The organism is Reinekea sp. G2M2-21 (genome assembly GCF_015687175.1).
In the GTDB taxonomy this organism is placed as follows: domain Bacteria; phylum Pseudomonadota; class Gammaproteobacteria; order Pseudomonadales; family Natronospirillaceae; genus Reinekea.
Genome location: NZ_JADPQG010000015.1, coordinates 1 through 16,364, shown reverse-complemented (window position 1 = coordinate 16,364; position 16,364 = coordinate 1). Strand labels below are relative to the sequence as shown.

General features: G+C 42.5%; 19 protein-coding genes. 18 read left to right on the top strand and 1 reads right to left on the bottom strand.

The window, feature by feature from the left end:
- The first annotated feature begins 101 nt into the window (after positions 1-101).
- The 15 genes from IYN85_RS25140 to IYN85_RS25070 all read left to right on the top strand — a co-directional run bounded on the left by IYN85_RS25140 (position 102) and on the right by IYN85_RS25070 (position 8,829).
- Positions 102-701 (top strand): SIS domain-containing protein, encoded by a 600-nt coding sequence (locus IYN85_RS25140; protein ID WP_196161739.1) that lies wholly within the window; start codon positions 102-104, stop codon positions 699-701.
- 91 nt (positions 702-792) lie between these two features.
- The gene (locus IYN85_RS25135; protein WP_196161738.1) at positions 793-1,104 is read left to right on the top strand and encodes a hypothetical protein; all 312 of its coding nucleotides are present in this window, start codon (positions 793-795) and stop codon (positions 1,102-1,104) included.
- A 111-nt stretch (positions 1,105-1,215) separates the two neighbouring features.
- Positions 1,216-1,680, top strand: coding sequence for a hypothetical protein (locus tag IYN85_RS25130; RefSeq protein ID WP_196161737.1), 465 nt, complete (start codon positions 1,216-1,218; stop codon positions 1,678-1,680).
- Between the two features lie 61 nt (positions 1,681-1,741).
- Complete coding sequence (locus tag IYN85_RS25125) at positions 1,742-2,083, top strand: carboxypeptidase-like regulatory domain-containing protein (RefSeq protein ID WP_196161736.1); 342 nt, start codon at positions 1,742-1,744, stop codon at positions 2,081-2,083.
- A gap of 125 nt (positions 2,084-2,208) precedes the next feature.
- Positions 2,209-2,436 (top strand): hypothetical protein, encoded by a 228-nt coding sequence (locus IYN85_RS25120; protein ID WP_196161735.1) that lies wholly within the window; start codon positions 2,209-2,211, stop codon positions 2,434-2,436.
- 156 nt (positions 2,437-2,592) lie between these two features.
- On the top strand, positions 2,593-3,072 hold the full coding sequence (locus tag IYN85_RS25115; RefSeq protein ID WP_196161734.1) for a hypothetical protein: 480 nt from the start codon (positions 2,593-2,595) through the stop codon (positions 3,070-3,072).
- A 211-nt stretch (positions 3,073-3,283) separates the two neighbouring features.
- Entirely contained in the window at positions 3,284-3,565 is a 282-nt protein-coding gene (locus IYN85_RS25110; RefSeq protein ID WP_196161733.1) for a hypothetical protein, read from the top strand.
- A 447-nt stretch (positions 3,566-4,012) separates the two neighbouring features.
- A complete protein-coding gene (locus IYN85_RS25105; RefSeq protein ID WP_196161732.1) occupies positions 4,013-4,273 on the top strand; it encodes a hypothetical protein in 261 nt (86 codons plus the stop codon).
- Between the two features lie 115 nt (positions 4,274-4,388).
- Positions 4,389-4,739, top strand: a complete 351-nt coding sequence (locus tag IYN85_RS25100; RefSeq protein ID WP_196161731.1) for an Imm8 family immunity protein — start codon at positions 4,389-4,391, stop codon at positions 4,737-4,739.
- A 94-nt stretch (positions 4,740-4,833) separates the two neighbouring features.
- On the top strand, positions 4,834-5,166 hold the full coding sequence (locus tag IYN85_RS25095) for a hypothetical protein (RefSeq protein ID WP_196161730.1): 333 nt from the start codon (positions 4,834-4,836) through the stop codon (positions 5,164-5,166).
- Between the two features lie 64 nt (positions 5,167-5,230).
- The gene (locus IYN85_RS25090) at positions 5,231-5,611 is read left to right on the top strand and encodes a hypothetical protein (protein WP_196161729.1); all 381 of its coding nucleotides are present in this window, start codon (positions 5,231-5,233) and stop codon (positions 5,609-5,611) included.
- 303 nt (positions 5,612-5,914) lie between these two features.
- Positions 5,915-6,442, top strand: coding sequence for a hypothetical protein (locus IYN85_RS25085; protein WP_196161728.1), 528 nt, complete (start codon positions 5,915-5,917; stop codon positions 6,440-6,442).
- Positions 6,443-6,513: 71 nt separating this feature from the next.
- Positions 6,514-6,972, top strand: coding sequence for a hypothetical protein (locus tag IYN85_RS25080; RefSeq protein ID WP_196161727.1), 459 nt, complete (start codon positions 6,514-6,516; stop codon positions 6,970-6,972).
- A 157-nt stretch (positions 6,973-7,129) separates the two neighbouring features.
- Entirely contained in the window at positions 7,130-7,516 is a 387-nt protein-coding gene (locus IYN85_RS25075) for a VOC family protein (protein WP_196161726.1), read from the top strand.
- A 317-nt stretch (positions 7,517-7,833) separates the two neighbouring features.
- The gene (locus IYN85_RS25070; protein ID WP_196161725.1) at positions 7,834-8,829 is read left to right on the top strand and encodes a hypothetical protein; all 996 of its coding nucleotides are present in this window, start codon (positions 7,834-7,836) and stop codon (positions 8,827-8,829) included.
- A gap of 236 nt (positions 8,830-9,065) precedes the next feature.
- Here the strand turns inward: IYN85_RS25070 and IYN85_RS25065 are convergent, their stop codons facing one another.
- On the bottom strand, positions 9,066-9,347 hold the full coding sequence (locus IYN85_RS25065; RefSeq protein ID WP_196161724.1) for a hypothetical protein: 282 nt from the start codon (positions 9,345-9,347) through the stop codon (positions 9,066-9,068).
- Between the two features lie 1,138 nt (positions 9,348-10,485).
- On the opposite strand from IYN85_RS25065, the gene IYN85_RS25060 reads away from it, so the two are divergent.
- The 3 genes from IYN85_RS25060 (at position 10,486) to IYN85_RS25050 (ending at position 16,332) form a co-directional block, all read left to right on the top strand.
- A complete protein-coding gene (locus IYN85_RS25060) occupies positions 10,486-13,044 on the top strand; it encodes an ExeM/NucH family extracellular endonuclease (protein ID WP_196161723.1) in 2,559 nt (852 codons plus the stop codon).
- A 74-nt stretch (positions 13,045-13,118) separates the two neighbouring features.
- Positions 13,119-14,927, top strand: a complete 1,809-nt coding sequence (locus IYN85_RS26545; protein WP_196161722.1) for a 5'-nucleotidase C-terminal domain-containing protein — start codon at positions 13,119-13,121, stop codon at positions 14,925-14,927.
- A gap of 457 nt (positions 14,928-15,384) precedes the next feature.
- Positions 15,385-16,332: a hypothetical protein gene (locus tag IYN85_RS25050; RefSeq protein ID WP_196161721.1), complete on the top strand. Its 948-nt coding sequence runs from the start codon at positions 15,385-15,387 to the stop codon at positions 16,330-16,332.
- The last annotated feature ends 32 nt before the right edge of the window (positions 16,333-16,364 follow it).

The following is a 16,364-nucleotide window of genomic DNA, read 5'->3' as shown; positions in this document are numbered from 1 at the left end:
ACGCGGCTGAAATAAGCCCGCCTAAAACCGCTGCGCGGCGGGCTTGGGACTCGAGACCTCGCCCCAGCGCTTTACGTTATGCTCATTTGAGGATGTACTAATTGGAAATTTTAGAACGAATTAAATATGTGTTGAGTGAAGAAGCGAAGGCAATTGCTTCTATCAACGTAGATCAGGCTTTCGAAGATGCTGTTAAGCTAATAGTTAACTGCCCAAGTAAGATTATAACTACGGGAATCGGTAAAGCTGGACACATTGCTCATAAGTTCTCAGCAACGCTCAGTTCCACGGGAACCCCATCGGTCTTTTTACATGCGGCTGAAGCAGCACATGGTGACTTAGGCATAGTCAGTTCAAGCGATATTTTAATAGCCTTCTCCACTAGTGGTAAATCTAGGGAAGTCGTCGAAATACTAGAGCTATCTCGTCATTTAGGTGTTACACACATCATAGGTGTAACTTCTCATCCAGATTCAGAACTACGTGAGCACAGCGAGTTAGTTTTAGATATGGGTATACATAAAGAAGCCTGCCCGCTGGACCTAGCCCCAACTACTTCTATCGCAGTCATGTTAGCAATCAGTGATTCCATTGCCATGGCAGTTATGGAAGAAAAAGGCTTCACCAGGGACCAGTATGGTTTACGGCATCATGGTGGTTATTTAGGTAGAAAAGCACGAACTGACAATGAGCCTAAGTAGCATAACAAGCGCCAGCATATTCGCGCACTGCATGCGCTGGACTCGAAACAAGTTTCTCGCCTATGTGGCGAACGTTAACTGAAAGAGAATCATGGCTAAATCAATTGCGGTAACACTGACAAGTGTCTTTCTTTCTACTGTGTCGCTCTTCTATAGCTTTGTATTAGTACAAAGAATTAATTTGAATGAGTTGCAGGGAACGCATGTTGGTTCTGACGTCATTGCTATTGCATATATGACTCTATTTCTCGGTTTAGGGTTAGCTTTGTTATCAGTTAAATATCGCCTAACACCCAAATTTCTTGGAGCAGCTGCCTCAGTTTTAGGCTTGCTGGCAGCTGGAGTTTGGCTATATCTTCATCTAACAGGGAAGGTACTCTCACATGCCAGTATGTTCAATTAACAAGACACAGTTGCAAGTTGTCCCGCTAAAAACCGCTGTCGCGGCGGGCCAAAGAACTCGCTCCTTCGTCGCTCGCTTCAATGTTGGACGTTAGATTCGGAAGAGAAGAGAATGCTGCTTGAACCCCAAGACTTGATTATTCCCAATGAGGGTGACTTCTATTATGACGGTGATGTAGACGAAAGGTGGGCGATAGACCACTACTTAGGAAAGGATATTTCATTTGCCGAAGAACGCTACTATTCACTATGTCCTTTATCAATGGTTCATGATTTTACACTGGTTGGAGCGAGAGCATTTAGATACTACATATTTGGAGCTTTTAGGTATTTGCAAGACCCTAGGTCTATAAATGAGCAGGATGTGTACGCTTCCCTACCAGAAATAATTTCGAAGAAAATTTATGAAGAGCCAAGTGCTTTCACCCCAGTGAAAGATTATCTAATAAATTTTTGTGGATGGGCTGTGGACAATTATCAGAAGTTTGATATTGACCCATACGTAGATATTTATGGTGATGTCTGCGAGCGGTACAAAAATCTATCATTGGTGGTAATGGAAAAAGTGCCACAATGAATCTAACAATCACAGGAACAGCGACTCGTAAACTCGCGCGTGCTGCAAGCGTCAAGCATCTATGAATAAGATCGTTTTAGTAATTGCATGTACATTGCTTCAAGGTTGTATATCTCTTGCGGTTTCTCCGGAAGTGACTGGGACCGTAATGGACGAATCGGGTGACCCCTTAAATGCGAATGTGACGATCACGAATATTCAATTGCAAAAGTTTGAATCAGTAGGTACTGATGAGATGGGAAACTATTCGTTTAAAAAGATGAGAATATGGGTATTTCCCATATTCAGTGCAATTTTCTTAAGAAGTGAAGTTTCTGTTCAAGCTAAGGGCTATAAGGCTGAGTCTAAAATAATCGATAGCAGAAATTCAGCTATCGTAAACTTTAATCTCGTGGCAGAGTAAATGCTTAACAAATTGGTGTTAGTCATGCCCGCTTTTTCCGCTAGCGCGGCGGGCATTGGACTCGTTTTCGCTGGCGCTCAACTCGCCCCGAACCAAGGGCGTTAGGTTATGCGGTTTTAGAGATTATGAACGTTAAGGAAGAAGCTGCAAAATTAGTAGAAGAACTTTTACATGAATTAGGTAACGAATCTGAGCGCTATAAATTTCTCATTCCTGACTGGGAGACACAAGACTGTGCAATGGCAATACGTTGGCTAAAATCCCAGATTTTGGAGGGCTTTAGCGTATCGTTTGAGTTGAACAAAACCGATAAAATAGTTTATCTCAAATCATGGGAAGAAGATTTTGATTAATTCATAGCCACGCATAACAAGGCCAAGCAACATCGTTCGCTGCGCTCTCAGTACAGTCTTGCACTTCCGCCTTTTGTGTATGGCTTCGCCATTATTGCACAAATGCCACAATCATAAGTCTGCCGTTGTTGACGGCGTTAATGCTCAGGAAAGTAGATGCTAAAACTGTACAAGTTCACTGAAGACAAGAAAAAGTATTGGGAAACTTGGGACAATGGAGACGGAACACATACTGTTCACTGGGGTATTTTGGGTCAAACGGGACAATCAAAAACTGTTAAGAAGAAACTTTTTAAAAAGCCTCAAGAAATCATTCAAGCTGAAGTCAATTCAATGGTCGAATCTGGGTACTTACCCGTTAAAGACGAATTTACGTTAATAGTTGAGTTCAGCGTTGACGGCAGTCTTGGAAACGACGCTGACATTGAAAAGCGCCATAGACTGGAAGGTCGCTTAAATCATATTCTTGGATGGACAGGGTTGGGGCATTGCGATGGAGGAAGTATAGGTAGCGGCATAATGGAAGCATGTAACTTTGTTGTTGATTATGATATTGCTAAGAAAGTTATAGAAGATGACTTAAAAGGCACTGAGTTTGAAAACTATACTCGCATATACGATGAAAATGCTGAGTGAACAATTAACAAAGCGCGGCTAAAGTAAGCCCGCCAAACACCGCTAAGCGACGGGCTCGCCCTTCGCCCCTACGCTTGGCATTCTGTTTCAAAGGTAGAGAATGTCGATAGGGTATAGTCTCGTCAATGTGACAAGGAAGGAACAAATACTGTTTTCAAACCTTCCAGTAAGTACTCGGCATGAAATTGAGTCAAATCCGGTTTCTGCTTTCATGGTTGAATGGTATAGAAAGTCATATTCAGGTGACGAAATATATTTTGTATCTGATACATACGAAGATTGGCCGTTTGAGGCTGGCTCAAGATCTGACCTGTCTGCTTATGATGATGTAACTGATAAAGTCATTACTAGATTAATAGATCTCGGTTTGATTTTGGATCTTGGTAACGAATGGGAAGACGAAGAAGAACCGAGTACAGTGTTTATTCGAAGTCTTGCACTAATTAAAACAGAACAAGCCGTTACATCGGACCAAGACAAGTTTGGCCAATGAACAGGGGCGTTATGTTTAAAAGAAAATGAACCATGAAAACGCCCTAAATGACCTACTTGAAAAAACTGTCGAATTTAACGATATACGAGATTTTGCGTTAAAGCTAAAAGCAGAAGGTATAACTAGAGAAGAATGTATTGCGATCTTCACACTATGTATGAAAAAGTATGAGATCGAAGATGGTTCAAAATACAACGTAGTGCTAGATGTGTTGGATCTCGTTTCTGGATATTGCACGCCGAGCAAAAGCATTTACTAATAAGCTTGCGAGGTTGGTCTAATACAGATCTAAGGGGCCTGGTAGAGAGTATATAAACAAAGCAAACGTATCAGGTTCGTCGCCGTTTGGCTGGGGCCTCCACTACGTCGCTCGTTTTGTGCTTTACTAGCACAAAACAAGAAACTCCGTTTCGGCCTCTTATAGCGGGCATTATGTGAAAGGAAACGATGAAAGCTACGAGAATTGATACTGAATTAGGAAATATAATACTTGAGACCCTGGTCAAGTCGAAGGGATGGCGTGTTCATTCTCAGTACGATCAGACCGCTTTTGATAAGGGTATCGACTTTGACAGCTATTTGATCGAAAAAGACGGAAATAAGCTTAAGTTTGAATGGACCAATTGGTTTGAATGGGAAATAGTTGGCGATAAAAGCACGATGACACAACTATCCCAAGAATTCGAATTTAATTTAGTTTTAGGTTAGCTACAGCAATAACATGACAACGGGTGGTTGAAACAATCCTGTTTTTATTTAACCCGCTTTTTCGAACAGACCGTCGCCTTGCTACCGCTCGCGTCAGCATAAGAACGCCTTACAGATGGAAGCTATGAAGAGACCGGTAATTAAAGATTGGGATTGTATAGAACATGACCCTATTGATTTATGGATGCCAGAAGATCCTTCGGATGTTGAATTTTGGTGCAACATAGCAGTAGGTATTGAAAGCGAGGAAGGTGCAGATAATTTTCAAGTACATACTGCGACAAACAAAGCAATGTCTCCAATCGACAGTAAAGAGTTTTTAATCGTAATTCCATACTACGAGAGTTGGCTTAAAGTACTTGATGTGTTGCAAAATACTGTCGCGAAGTGTGAGGACATTGGCTGGATGGGTATTAGCGAGCAATTGTCGAAGCACTTTAAATGGGAATATGAGGGTATGAGTTAAATGCTTAGCAAGACCAGATTGGGCCCCACTACAAGCAAGTTTGACTTCTAACCTCGCCCTGAGTTCGGCGATATGAGCTCTTGAGAGTTAGAGAATGGCAGTAAGTAAAAAGGGAAGTCGAAATATCTCAGTAGATGGCTACGAATTTAAATGGCGGGCCACTGGCAACGACGGATGGATTAGTATTGTCCTTTGGCCTGTAAGCAACGAAGATTCTAGGGTGGTTGCAAGTATTGACTATCATCATGATTTGAAAATAGTTAATGAAGGGCATTACTCATCACAAGGCCAGTTGGTAGTCACTAATAAAATCATAAAGGAACTAATTTTGCACGTAGGTATAGAAAAGATAATAGCTAACCATGGCCAAATAAATATTGGTAAAATAGAGGTTTTTTTTGATGTCTCAAATGCACATCGTAGCTAATTCAGCTCCTTGCAATCAATGGCAGCAGATGCTTTGCACACACTTTTTTGGACGTTAGGCTCACATGATTGATCTACTTACAGTGAAGAATGTTAAGTTTTACGGAGATGAAACAGCGTCTGTAACCCTTGAAAACGAAAACGCATCAGTTGAAGTTTTTTGTCACCTCTGTGAATACTCTGAAGGAGATAAAGTTAATAATCTTCTTAGAGTTCTAGATGCTGATGTTAGAGCGGCATATCTGTCCGATTGGCCTGCTGAAAAGATTAAAGAAGCATCTAGAGAATGGATCAGAAAAACTGGGCCTTATTCATATAAAGGAATCGGTAGAGTAATTGACGAAAATGAAGGCGTAATTGAGGTTCAGGGCTTTCGAATCGAGGTCGGTGAATTACCTTGCCAGGGTTCTGTAGAATTTGAAATTGATAGGCTCGATTTATGGTAAGTTCGCTTAACAAGGTTGTGAACTTTAGCAGAAACCCTGCACTCCATAGAGTGGTCTTGAACTCAATCACGATGCGGCCGATTTCACCTGTAGTTTAAGAAAGTTATGTGTGATTAGATTCTAACAGGTCATGTTTTCAGAATTAGAGAGTACCCGTAGAGCAAGAACCCATGTAATTTAGATATCTGAACCAAATTTTTAACTTAATTAACCCAATTGAGCAGCGAGCATGACTAAAATGCTCCAGTCGGGTTCAGCGATGCGTAGCTAAGCTCTGTTTTAACTATATTGGATTATCTCTCGATGACTATTTCTCTCAAGGAATTGAAGAATAAATCGCCTATGTTCATATCAGGCTACACAAATGTAATTGTTCCAAACTCCGAATTACCTAAGAAATGGAATCAGAGTGAATCATTTGTTACTAAGAAAATTGTATGCCCTTGCGGGTCAAAGGACTTTCAACTGAACTCTTCTCAGATTGTTAAAATCAAGGGGATCTTTAAGAAGAAAGAAATTGTTACTCATCTGGCTCCACTTACAACAGAATGTCCGAAATGCAATTCTTCAGCTTTATTGTTAGACCCTACACGGCACGGATGGTCCGGTGAATTTGGCGAAAGCGCTTCCCTTGTTGGTGAAAACGACCCTACCCCATACGCTAAAGAAACGGGTGAAGTACTCGTAAACTATTCTTATCAGTCTTTTGAGAATTACGAAGATCTTCAGAATGAAGGCATTTCTAATCTGGAAGACTACTTCGATACTGTTACCGTCTATTTCAAGTCAGGGAACGGTTATGTGGAAGTCGTGAGTTATGTGTGCGCCTAACCCAGTTAACATATTTGGGCAGTCGACGTGAAACACGTGCGCAAATGCCACTAACGTTATGCAGTTAAACGATGAATGAACTTAAATTTAAAATTGAAGCGCCTGAACATGGTTGGATGGATGTAACTGTTAGTGATGGTTCTAAGGAAATATCTTTAGTCGTTTCCGATGTTCCTTGTAATTCCCTCCATAAGCTGGCAAATATCCTTCTCGGTTTGCAGTCAGGTGCGAAATCCGAAGTAGTCGAGTTTTCGTTAGAGCCTGATTTCGCACTATGGAAATTCCAAGCTAAAGATGAGGAGCTAGAGTTGTACGTATACCCAAACTCTAGCGGTAATAATCCTGTCCTATTCATTGGTAAACGCGAAAAAGTCATTCACCGTCTATATAAAGCACTGAGAGACCTTGAGTCTTTGTCTTGCTGGAAAGAATCTGACGCTATGAGTAATATCTGGTCATGGGAGTTTCCATCCAAAGAACTTAATTTGTTCAGCACGAGGGCTAAAAGTTCAAAAAAGGCTATAAAGTAAAGGCTCGCCAATAATCGCTACGCAGAGGGATTTTTTTTGTCCGCATGTTTGCATGTTTGAGTAGCTGGGGTTCGGTTGGAGAGTTAACCTCCCAGTTGCAATGTTTATGAACTGGGTGAAGGCAACACAAACACAACATTGAGTTAAGGAGAATCAAATGAAACGTGTCACTGGTATTGGTGGAATCTTTTTTAAAGCAAAGGACGCACCTGCGTTACAGGCTTGGTACAAACGCCATCTCGGTATTGATGTTCAGGAGTGGGGCGGTACCGCCTTTAACTGGGCAGACTCCGAAGGCAATGCGACAGGCGGGTCGACTATTTGGTTAATTGGTTCAAATGACGGTGAACAGTTCGCGCCAAGCCAGGCGTCCTTCATGATCAACTACCGAGTTGATGACCTTTACGCGTTGGTCGAGGCTCTCAAGCAGGAAGGCTGCAACGTACTTGAAAAGATAGATGACTCTGAGTTCGGCATGTTTGCCTGGGTTATCGACCCAGAAGGAAACAAGGTTGAGTTGTGGCAACCGCCTGAGGGGCAGTAAAAGGAGCCGGGGCTGCTAGCGCCATCACAAAGCTTTCGCCAAAAACTACAACAGCGTTACGTTCGGTGATTCGGTTTCGAGAGTATGGAATATCGCTCGGAAAAGGACTTTAAGTCGCGTATCTTTGGTGACATTATGGGTAAGTTTATTAAAACTGAATTTTAAGGTGGTCGGCACCAAGTTAGAGTATCGAAGATATCCACCACCACAATTAAAAAGAAGTTCGTGCCCGTAAAAAATGGCTCGGCGGAAAGCATAAAGCGCACAATCGCTGGCGGCGTATTCGCCATTATATAGGTTAGTACTGAGAGGATCGTATGGCTGAGGATTTGATTACAATCTTCGTAGAAGATAAGACGTCTACAAAATTGAAGAAGAGCCATCTAAATAAGGTGGCAGAACTTTTAGGAAAAAAAGCCAGTAAGCTCGTGCATTCCTATGTGAGTGCCGCGTCAAAGCGTTCTTATATGGAGTTGTCCGGTTTTGATTCCATTGGTCTGGAAGCAGTTAATGAATCGCTGAACTACTTGAAGAGTGAACTGGGAACGAACAAAATATATTGCTCATTGCATAACGATCAAGTTAACGAAACGGAATACTACACCTTAGATGAGCGCCAATTATTGAGCTTTACGAATGAAGCGAAATGTCTAAACCACATAGAAGCAAAGGACATAGATGAAATCTCTATAAATTTCTTCCAGAGTGCCAACAAAAATAGGTCACTGCTGCTCGTTAAAGTCGGTTTTCATACAGTGAGTCGCCTTAATAAATTCGTTGAAACTCTAACGCCATTTTATGAGTCTCCGTCGAAAGATACATTAGAACATTTTAAACGAAACATCCCGCATAATGACTCGTATTCCACTAACTTTTTAGAATACTTTGAAGCTCTCGAAAGAGGTGAATCCTCCTTTGATGATACGGGACCGGAGAGTGTGAATCATGGCGATCTGAGCGAGCGGTTTCTTGAGCTTTTTTCTTGTATTTCACTCTTGCAAGCAAATGGTAAATTACTGTATGTCGGGTTTAGCTTTGATCCCGATGTGGGAATTGAAACTGTCGATGAAGAGGATTATGACGGTTGTGCTCCGTCAGACAATTACCAAGATGTAACAAATAGAGATGGTGAAGTTATCTGTAATATCGTCCAATCTTTCGTTTGGCATACACATGACGTGAGTGCGAAATTCCACTCAAAAGTGCCCGGAAAGAGTGGCTACTTCCGATTCATGACTGAAATAGTTCATTATCAGCCGTTGTTTGATTTGCCAAATTTGCCCGTGAACTATTGGCCACCAAAAATCAGTTAATTCAAACAATGCCTGGTCAGCCGGCTAGAACGCAGTTTAACGACCGTGTGTAGGGTTAGCTACTGCTTCGCATTAGCTAACCTTAGGTGGCAATGTTATATGCACAGTATGTTAAGCAAAAAATCTCAAGAACACAGGTGTAGACAATGACGATGCACAAAGTCTATCCATAACAACGACATGTTTTGATCATAGGGTTTTGGTAAGTTAGGCCATCACAAAACCTTAGCCAAAAACTACAACAGCGTTACGTTCGGTGATTCGGTTACGGTGGCCGCTTCAGCCCGGTCGATAATTTTAATAAGGGTGGACTGTATCGTTTCGTCGTGACGGACGTCATCTGAACTGGCGAGTTTTTGCACCTGTGGTTCTGCGTTTTCTTCCGCAATAAACGAGATGGCAACTTTGGTCGCTAAGGTTTCGTTCGTTCCGAAGTACTCAATGGTAATCATTGGGTAGCCGTTGAATCCTTTTTTAACGAGTTTCGCGATGCGTTTTTTGGCTTTATCAACATTCATGGTGTCGGTGCTTTCTCGGGTGGGCTCGGTTGGCAGTGTACAGGGTTATTTACCAGAACGCCTGAGTAAATAGTTGTACTGTAATTGCGTTAGGTTACGAGGAGACAACCTCTCGGTTGCGCTCATCCTGTTTTGGCAAGGCGGTGTTGATGCTCGAATCAATGATCGCAGCTATCAGTCACGGTTTAATCTCATGCTGATAGAATTCAAAAACAACACAACCCTAAACCTCTGGTTAATTTATTCTTTCGTTTTCAACATGCTCACCCCAGAGGCCCAAACATGTTTCGTCGGTAAGCGCACACAATGCTTACTTTCAAGCATTCATACCTTTTCAAACTAACATCGTGGCTACGCATAACGCCTTCGTTGGAACGGTCTCGGCCCTTTTGGGGCTTCAATGGATCAAAATCCAATATGGCATATTTCAAATGGTTGAAACATGCCGCACAACTATCTTGGGGGGAGCGCCTGTACATATTGGGGAAGCTAACCATGAGCTTCTGAGAAGTTGCAATACATAGAGTGTCTCGTTGAATGCAATGCGGAGCTCTTGTGGCTGTTAATGAAGGATGTGCGCGAGATAGTCCATTCCTTGTTTATGAGTTCACAATTCAATATTTGCTTTTAAATTGAAGGATAGTTTCTAATTTTTCATCAAATATTTTACTTCTCCTGTTCGCAGTAAAATAAAAAATAATTTTTTCACCTCTCCGAGCGATGTTCGAAGAATGCTCTAAAATGGAACAATCGGTCAGGTTCTTTGCGTGTTTGTTCAAGCTGACTGAGTATTGGTGTCTCTTGATAAGCCCAATTATTCTGGGGTTTTGTGACAGTATGTACACTATACCGATGTGCACTATATTGGGTCGTTGTGTGAAAACGTTCTCAAATGCATGCTAGTTTAGTCTGTTAGGTATTCATTTTGATAACTATTAAAGCAGATTTAAGCTCGGTAACGTTTTCATATGGGAATGTGCCTTAGATCACACAGGCCTACTTTTACGCAAAGTAATGTTTGATGGTCGCAGGCAGATCAAACCCACAAATCAATAATAAAATGAGAAACGTACAGATGAGAACGATGAGACCCCTGCTTGTGTCGATGGCCCTAGCGACCTCCGCTAGTGCTGATGTCATGATGACCGCGATTGTTGATGGGCCAGATTATGCCAATCACCGCGCCATCGAGTTGTATGCGATAAACGATATCCCTGATTTGTCGGTCTATCAGATTGCGACTGAAATAAACGCGAATACGACGTTTTCAACTTCGAAGGTAAGCTTGCCCGCGGTTCAATTGACAGCTGGCTCATATTACTGGGTGTCAAACGGCACAGATGCCGATTTTCAAAGTTATTTCGGTTTTGCTCCGGACGTTTCAGGAAAGGGTTTAAATGGGAACGGTGACGATCGCTATGCCATTGTTCTTGCAAGTGATGAATCGATTATAGACTTGTTTGGAGAGAGAGGGGTTGATGGCTCTGGCCAAGCGTGGGAATACTTAGACGGCTGGGCCGCTAGAAGCTCAACCTCAGGCAACTCCAGCGTGTTCGACAGTACTCAATGGTCTTTTTCTGGGCCAAACGCGCTCGACGGTACGACTTCGAACCCGAGCTTGCCTATCAACGGGGTAGTGCCAGCAGGTCCTTCTATCCCACTTCTGGGAAATTGTGGAGATTCCGCAACATTTTTGCATCAGATTCAAAGTGCGGGCTCTGTGTCACCTGAAGCTGGCAACTATCATGTTATTGAGGCGGTCGTTCATCAATTGACTCCTGGATACAGTGGATTGTTTTTACAAGAAGAAGATTCCGATGTAGATAGCGATCCGGCAACTTCAGAGGGGCTTTATGTCTATCTGGGTGGAGAATACGACAATATAGTGAATGGCCTCTCAGTTGCAGTGGGCGATGTTATTCGTGCGGTGGGTGTTGTCTCTGAATTTTCAGGGAATACACAGATTAAAGACATTGAAGACATTGCCATCTGTTCTAAAGGCAACGGTGTTTACACGCCAGCCGTTTTAACGTTTCCTCTAAACTCCTCTGACTTTTATGAAAGCGTTGAGGGTATGAGTGCTGAAGTCCAGCAAAGCATGAAAGTAAGTGACTTTCATGGAAATGGTTATGGCTTCTTAAAATACGGTCAGTTTGTCATTTCAAGTGAGCTTCATTATCAGCCGACAGCTGTCTCAGAACCTTCGGTTTCTGCCTACAATGATGCGTTGGAAAATCAACTGCTGACCAGTCTTCTGATCGATGATGGCTCGTCACAGCAAAACCCCGGTTTGATTCCCTTTCCAAATTCTATGGGCTTTGGCGACAGTAATTACCTTCGCGTAGGGTTTGGCGTGTCTTCCATAGCAGGTGCTATTTTTGAATACAGCGGCAGTTCAACCAAGTACGCGCACTCTCTGATACCAAATAGTGAGTTGACTTTTGATCCGCTTGATAAAGATCGCACCATTGAACCGGGTATCGATCGCTCAGGGAATCTCGTTGTAGCGAGTATGAATGTCCTAAATCTGTTTAATGGTATTCAAGATGAAGATAGATTTGGTGTTGCTGACTATTACCCTGCAAACAGAACGGAAGCTGATTCGCTGAACTATCGCGGCGCTTATTCTGAAGCAGACTATTTGATACAGCGAGCAAAGATTGTATCTGCTTTGAAAGCCATTAATGCCGATGTAATTGGTTTGATGGAAATCGAAAACGATGGGTATGGTGAAACAAGTTCGATACAGGCTCTGTTGGATGCATTAAACGCTGAAATGGCTTCACAAGACCAATATGCGTTTGTTAACCCAGGTGTAGACTCCATTGGCAACGACGCAATAGCGGTGGGCATATTCTATCGCCCAAGTGTGGTTTCCATGATCGGTGATACAGCTATTCTGAGCTCAAGTAACTCACCGTTAGATGATAGCGATGAGGTCCTGTTCCTGGATACCAAAAATCGACCATCACTTATCCAGGCCTTTGAACATACTGAAACAAACCAAAAACTTTTGGTTTCTGTAAACCATCTGAAATCTAAGGGTTCAAATTGTGACTCACTAGGGGATCCAAACTTAGGAGACGGTGTTGGCAACTGTAACATTACTCGCATGCGTGCTGTGCAGGGATTAGTACAATTTCTGCAAACAGACCCAACCAACACGGGTGCAACTAATACGCTGATCATGGGCGACATGAACTCTTATGCAAAAGAAGATCCTATGGTCGAATTTGCTGATAGCGGTTTTGTGAATTTAAAAGGTGATTCACCGAGTGCATTTAGTTACTCATATGGCGGTTTCCTAGGTAGCCTTGACTACATACTTGGCAACACAGAAATTAGCGATGCAATGCTGGAAATCGAAGCATGGCATGTTAATTCGCTTGAAGTGTCTGCGCTGGATTATGATACCGACTTGGATCTTTACGATAGCAACGATACTTATGCAGAGACTAATCCATATTACTCATCTGATCACGACCCAATAGTTGCGTCTTTTAATCTCCAGCAACTAGACACAGGCGACAATGGATCTGAGGATCCAGGATCAGATAACTCAGGAACGGGTGGTTCTGGCTCAGACACAGACACAGACACAGAGGCTAAAGATAGTCGACCTCGTAGTGGCTCAATGGGTTGGTTAATGATGTTGATGGCCGCTATGTTCGGCATTCGCAAGAAACTAATTTCATAAACCGATTGGAAAATATATGCAGGACTGGAGTGTTCGCTCCTTTCCTGCTGTTGTTGACCAAAGAGGAGCCAGGTGTGAAAACGAACAATCTTTATCTCTCTCTTTTTTTAAGCATCATTCTGGTCGGTTGCGGCAATAATTTTGAACGTAATCGACCCTTAGATGTCACTCTTCTACATGTAAATGACACGCTATCTTCTTTGGGAGATCGTGAAGTAAATTTCAAGCTGGGGGGGAGCGAGTATAAAGCCATGGTTGGTGGCGCTTCGAGAGTAATTTCTGCATTGGAAACACTTGACTCGCAGGGCAATAACGTCCTGCGCTTGCATGCGGGAAATATGATTACTGGGAGTAGTTACTATACCCTCTTCGAAGGCGCAGCGGATGCTGAAGTGTCGAAGATGGCTTGCTATGACGCTGTTGGTATTGGTAGTCATGATTTCAACGCTGGCGAACAAGCATTGAGGAATTATTTGGATATGCTTGATCGTGGACCATGCATTACGGACTACCTTGCCAGCAACATCGAATTCAAAGTCAAAGACTCTCCTTTAGCGAAGATTAAAACCGATGAAAGCGTTCAGGAACTTGCTCTAAAGTATATAGACAATGAACCTGTAGGGATTATCAGTTTGAATCCGGCGGTCAAAACTGAGAATTCTTCGTCTCCAAACGCTTCAACGAAATTTTTGAATGAAACCCGCACAGCAAAAAAAATGATAAAGAAGTTGCATAAAATCGGTGTGAACAAGATCGTAATTTTATCGCAGCTTGGGATTGAGGCTGATATTCAGTTAGCCCGAGAGCTAGAACATGTTGATGTGATTATTGGTGCGGGTAGTCATACGCTGATGGGGGGGTATTCCTTTTTGGATGAGTCAGAAGACTATGCCTACCCGTTGGTGATAAACAATGCTGGTGGTGAACCAGTTTGTTTAGGTCACGCATGGAATAAGTATTCAGCTGTCGGTGAGTTGTCTGTTAGCTGGGATCAACAAGGTAGCGTTCGCAGTTGTTCTGGTAATCTCCATGTGCTCTTTGATACGCCACATCAGATTCGCGGGGTTGATAACGAGTTTCGTACTTTGACACCAGTTGAGCAAGAGACTTCATTAAAACTCTTAGGCCGCTACTCAAGTTTGATACCGGTTACGCCAAGTCAAAGTACAGAAAGCGTAATTTCACGCTTCGATGATCAAGTCGAGAGAATAGAGGCAAGGGTTATAGCTGCTGTAAGCGAAGATCTCTGTCTGGAACGTTTGCCGGGAGAGGGGCGGTCTCGAATCTGTGAAGTAGATGAGACGCTAAAGACTGGGTCGCATATAACTCCGATTGTAGCCAAAGCGTTTTTAGAGGCTGTGCGTACTGCAGATGCTTCCATTCAGAATTCTGGTGGTGTTCGAACGGATGTTGCGAAAGGTCCTTTCACGCTGGGTCATGCGCAAGATTTACTGCCGTTTAACAATGTGGTCATTGAACTTCGAATGAGTGGTGCACAGATTAAGTCCGTGTTAGAAGAGGCCGTTGATTATGCCATAAGTGAGGGTGGAACATCAGGTGCCTTTCCTTACGCAGCAGGTTTGAGATGGGACTTATCTCTTGGGCGCCCATTTAACAGTCGCCTACAGAACATTGAAATTAATCCACGATTGTCAGGGGAGTGGGAGCCTTTAAATCCGAATGCTCAATATCGGATCGTCACAAATGATTATATTGCCATTGGTCGAGATGGATATAAGACATTTGGCGAAATTGTGGAAAAAGGTCTCTATGAAGATACGTTTATCTATTACACGCAGGCTTTTGTTGACTATGCCAGAAGGCACAAAACACTGAATCGGTTGGCCGAAGAAGAACAGCCAATCAAGAGTTGGACTAACTAAATCTTCCTTACAGTTGGGAGGCTAACTCAGTCTGCCGGTTTCGATGTAACGGATGTGCTCTTGGTGACAAGGATTGTCAATTATCAATGGTTCGAGGTTATCTATTCCATATTCAGGATTTTGGTTCGGTTAGGTGGCTGAGAGGCGTGACGTCGAATTAGATTGATAGCGAAGCAACTGTGTAAGTCTCGAATTCACTGTATGTTGTGTCTTAACCGACCGAGTATTTAGAAAGTTGCCGAATATAAGAACCGTTGAGCAAAAAGGCTAGCAGCAGGTGTTGCAATTGTACCTGTCTATTTACAGTTAAACGTAACCGATAAAACCACTTGGTCTAGTTAGCCACTATTTATTGTGTCTTTACTCATAACGAGTGACATCAAGTTTTGGAGTGAGTGTTTTTACTTTCATGGTGTCATTCTTAGGGAGTTAGCAAGCAGCCAGGGAGTTCATTGGTATGTGGTTTTGGAAAATAGACACGTTGGTGTTTTTTACAGGCGCTGCTGCCTGTATTGGTACGCTTGTTTTAATAACTTGGTTTTTTTGGGGAGAAGAGTTTTTAATTCGTTTCACTAAAAAGTCAACAAAACATCAGGGCGATGGGGATTATCGTGTAGTAAGTTCCGCTGACTCTGTAAATACGGAAAGAAAAAGTCCCAAGAAAAATACTGAGATTTCACTAAGTATCGATCGCCAAAAGTCAGTTGTTTATTGTATAGATATTTTGGATTTTAAGGATTTGGTTGAGCTTATAAAACCAGAAGAACTTTCAGACGTTATTTGCCTATATCAAAGCGTTGTTAAGGGGTGTGCCAAGAAGTATGGCGGGATCCTGGAGAGCTACTCGGGTTCGTTGATTCGAGTTATTTTAAAATTGGATGAAGAACTCAACTTACAAACCCAAATACAACGAAGTCTTTTGATGGCATTGGATATTAACAGAAAAATTCTGGTATTGAGATGCCGGTGGCGTGAGTTAGGTGTTGCGGGTGGTCTAAAAGTCAGAGCATGCCTAAGTTCCAATTACTTCAACGTTACTTTCTTTGAGATTGAACAAAATTTGTTTTGTGTTGCAACCGCACGGGATGCCGAGTTTACAAAGGCTATAGTCATCGCCTGTCAGGGAATGAAGGTATTTATCTCTGAGCAAGTGCATGTGTCACTGCATCGTGAATTTAGACATAACAAGGTAGGAGTTTTTCGGTTTTCCTCTGGAAGAGGGTCAATTAATGTGTTCGAAATAAGCAATTCTACGAAGCAGTATAGACATGAATTTTACACGGAGCTTTCGCGTATGGAAGGCGTAGTGGTTTTTGTTGACTCTGGATCAGTCGAATGTGATGAGCGAGGCGAAATTGTCTCGTACTTAAGATCCAAGGCTAAGGAATTGACAACTGCATCATAGGATTATGCTCTAGGGCAACTCTGATTAATTCA

Coding starts and splice junctions, on each gene's coding strand:
- IYN85_RS25135 (WP_196161738.1), top strand. CDS start 793: ATGGCTAAATCAATTGCGGTAACACTGACAAGTGTCTTTCTTTCTACT.
- IYN85_RS25130 (WP_196161737.1), top strand. CDS start 1,216: ATGCTGCTTGAACCCCAAGACTTGATTATTCCCAATGAGGGTGACTTC.
- IYN85_RS25125 (WP_196161736.1), top strand. CDS start 1,742: ATGAATAAGATCGTTTTAGTAATTGCATGTACATTGCTTCAAGGTTGT.
- IYN85_RS25120 (WP_196161735.1), top strand. CDS start 2,209: ATGAACGTTAAGGAAGAAGCTGCAAAATTAGTAGAAGAACTTTTACAT.
- IYN85_RS25115 (WP_196161734.1), top strand. CDS start 2,593: ATGCTAAAACTGTACAAGTTCACTGAAGACAAGAAAAAGTATTGGGAA.
- IYN85_RS25110 (WP_196161733.1), top strand. CDS start 3,284: ATGGTTGAATGGTATAGAAAGTCATATTCAGGTGACGAAATATATTTT.
- IYN85_RS25105 (WP_196161732.1), top strand. CDS start 4,013: ATGAAAGCTACGAGAATTGATACTGAATTAGGAAATATAATACTTGAG.
- IYN85_RS25100 (WP_196161731.1), top strand. CDS start 4,389: ATGGAAGCTATGAAGAGACCGGTAATTAAAGATTGGGATTGTATAGAA.
- IYN85_RS25095 (WP_196161730.1), top strand. CDS start 4,834: ATGGCAGTAAGTAAAAAGGGAAGTCGAAATATCTCAGTAGATGGCTAC.
- IYN85_RS25090 (WP_196161729.1), top strand. CDS start 5,231: ATGATTGATCTACTTACAGTGAAGAATGTTAAGTTTTACGGAGATGAA.
- IYN85_RS25085 (WP_196161728.1), top strand. CDS start 5,915: ATGACTATTTCTCTCAAGGAATTGAAGAATAAATCGCCTATGTTCATA.
- IYN85_RS25080 (WP_196161727.1), top strand. CDS start 6,514: ATGAATGAACTTAAATTTAAAATTGAAGCGCCTGAACATGGTTGGATG.
- IYN85_RS25075 (WP_196161726.1), top strand. CDS start 7,130: ATGAAACGTGTCACTGGTATTGGTGGAATCTTTTTTAAAGCAAAGGAC.
- IYN85_RS25070 (WP_196161725.1), top strand. CDS start 7,834: ATGGCTGAGGATTTGATTACAATCTTCGTAGAAGATAAGACGTCTACA.
- IYN85_RS25065 (WP_196161724.1), bottom strand. CDS start 9,347: ATGAATGTTGATAAAGCCAAAAAACGCATCGCGAAACTCGTTAAAAAA.
- IYN85_RS25060 (WP_196161723.1), top strand. CDS start 10,486: ATGATGACCGCGATTGTTGATGGGCCAGATTATGCCAATCACCGCGCC.
- IYN85_RS25050 (WP_196161721.1), top strand. CDS start 15,385: ATGTGGTTTTGGAAAATAGACACGTTGGTGTTTTTTACAGGCGCTGCT.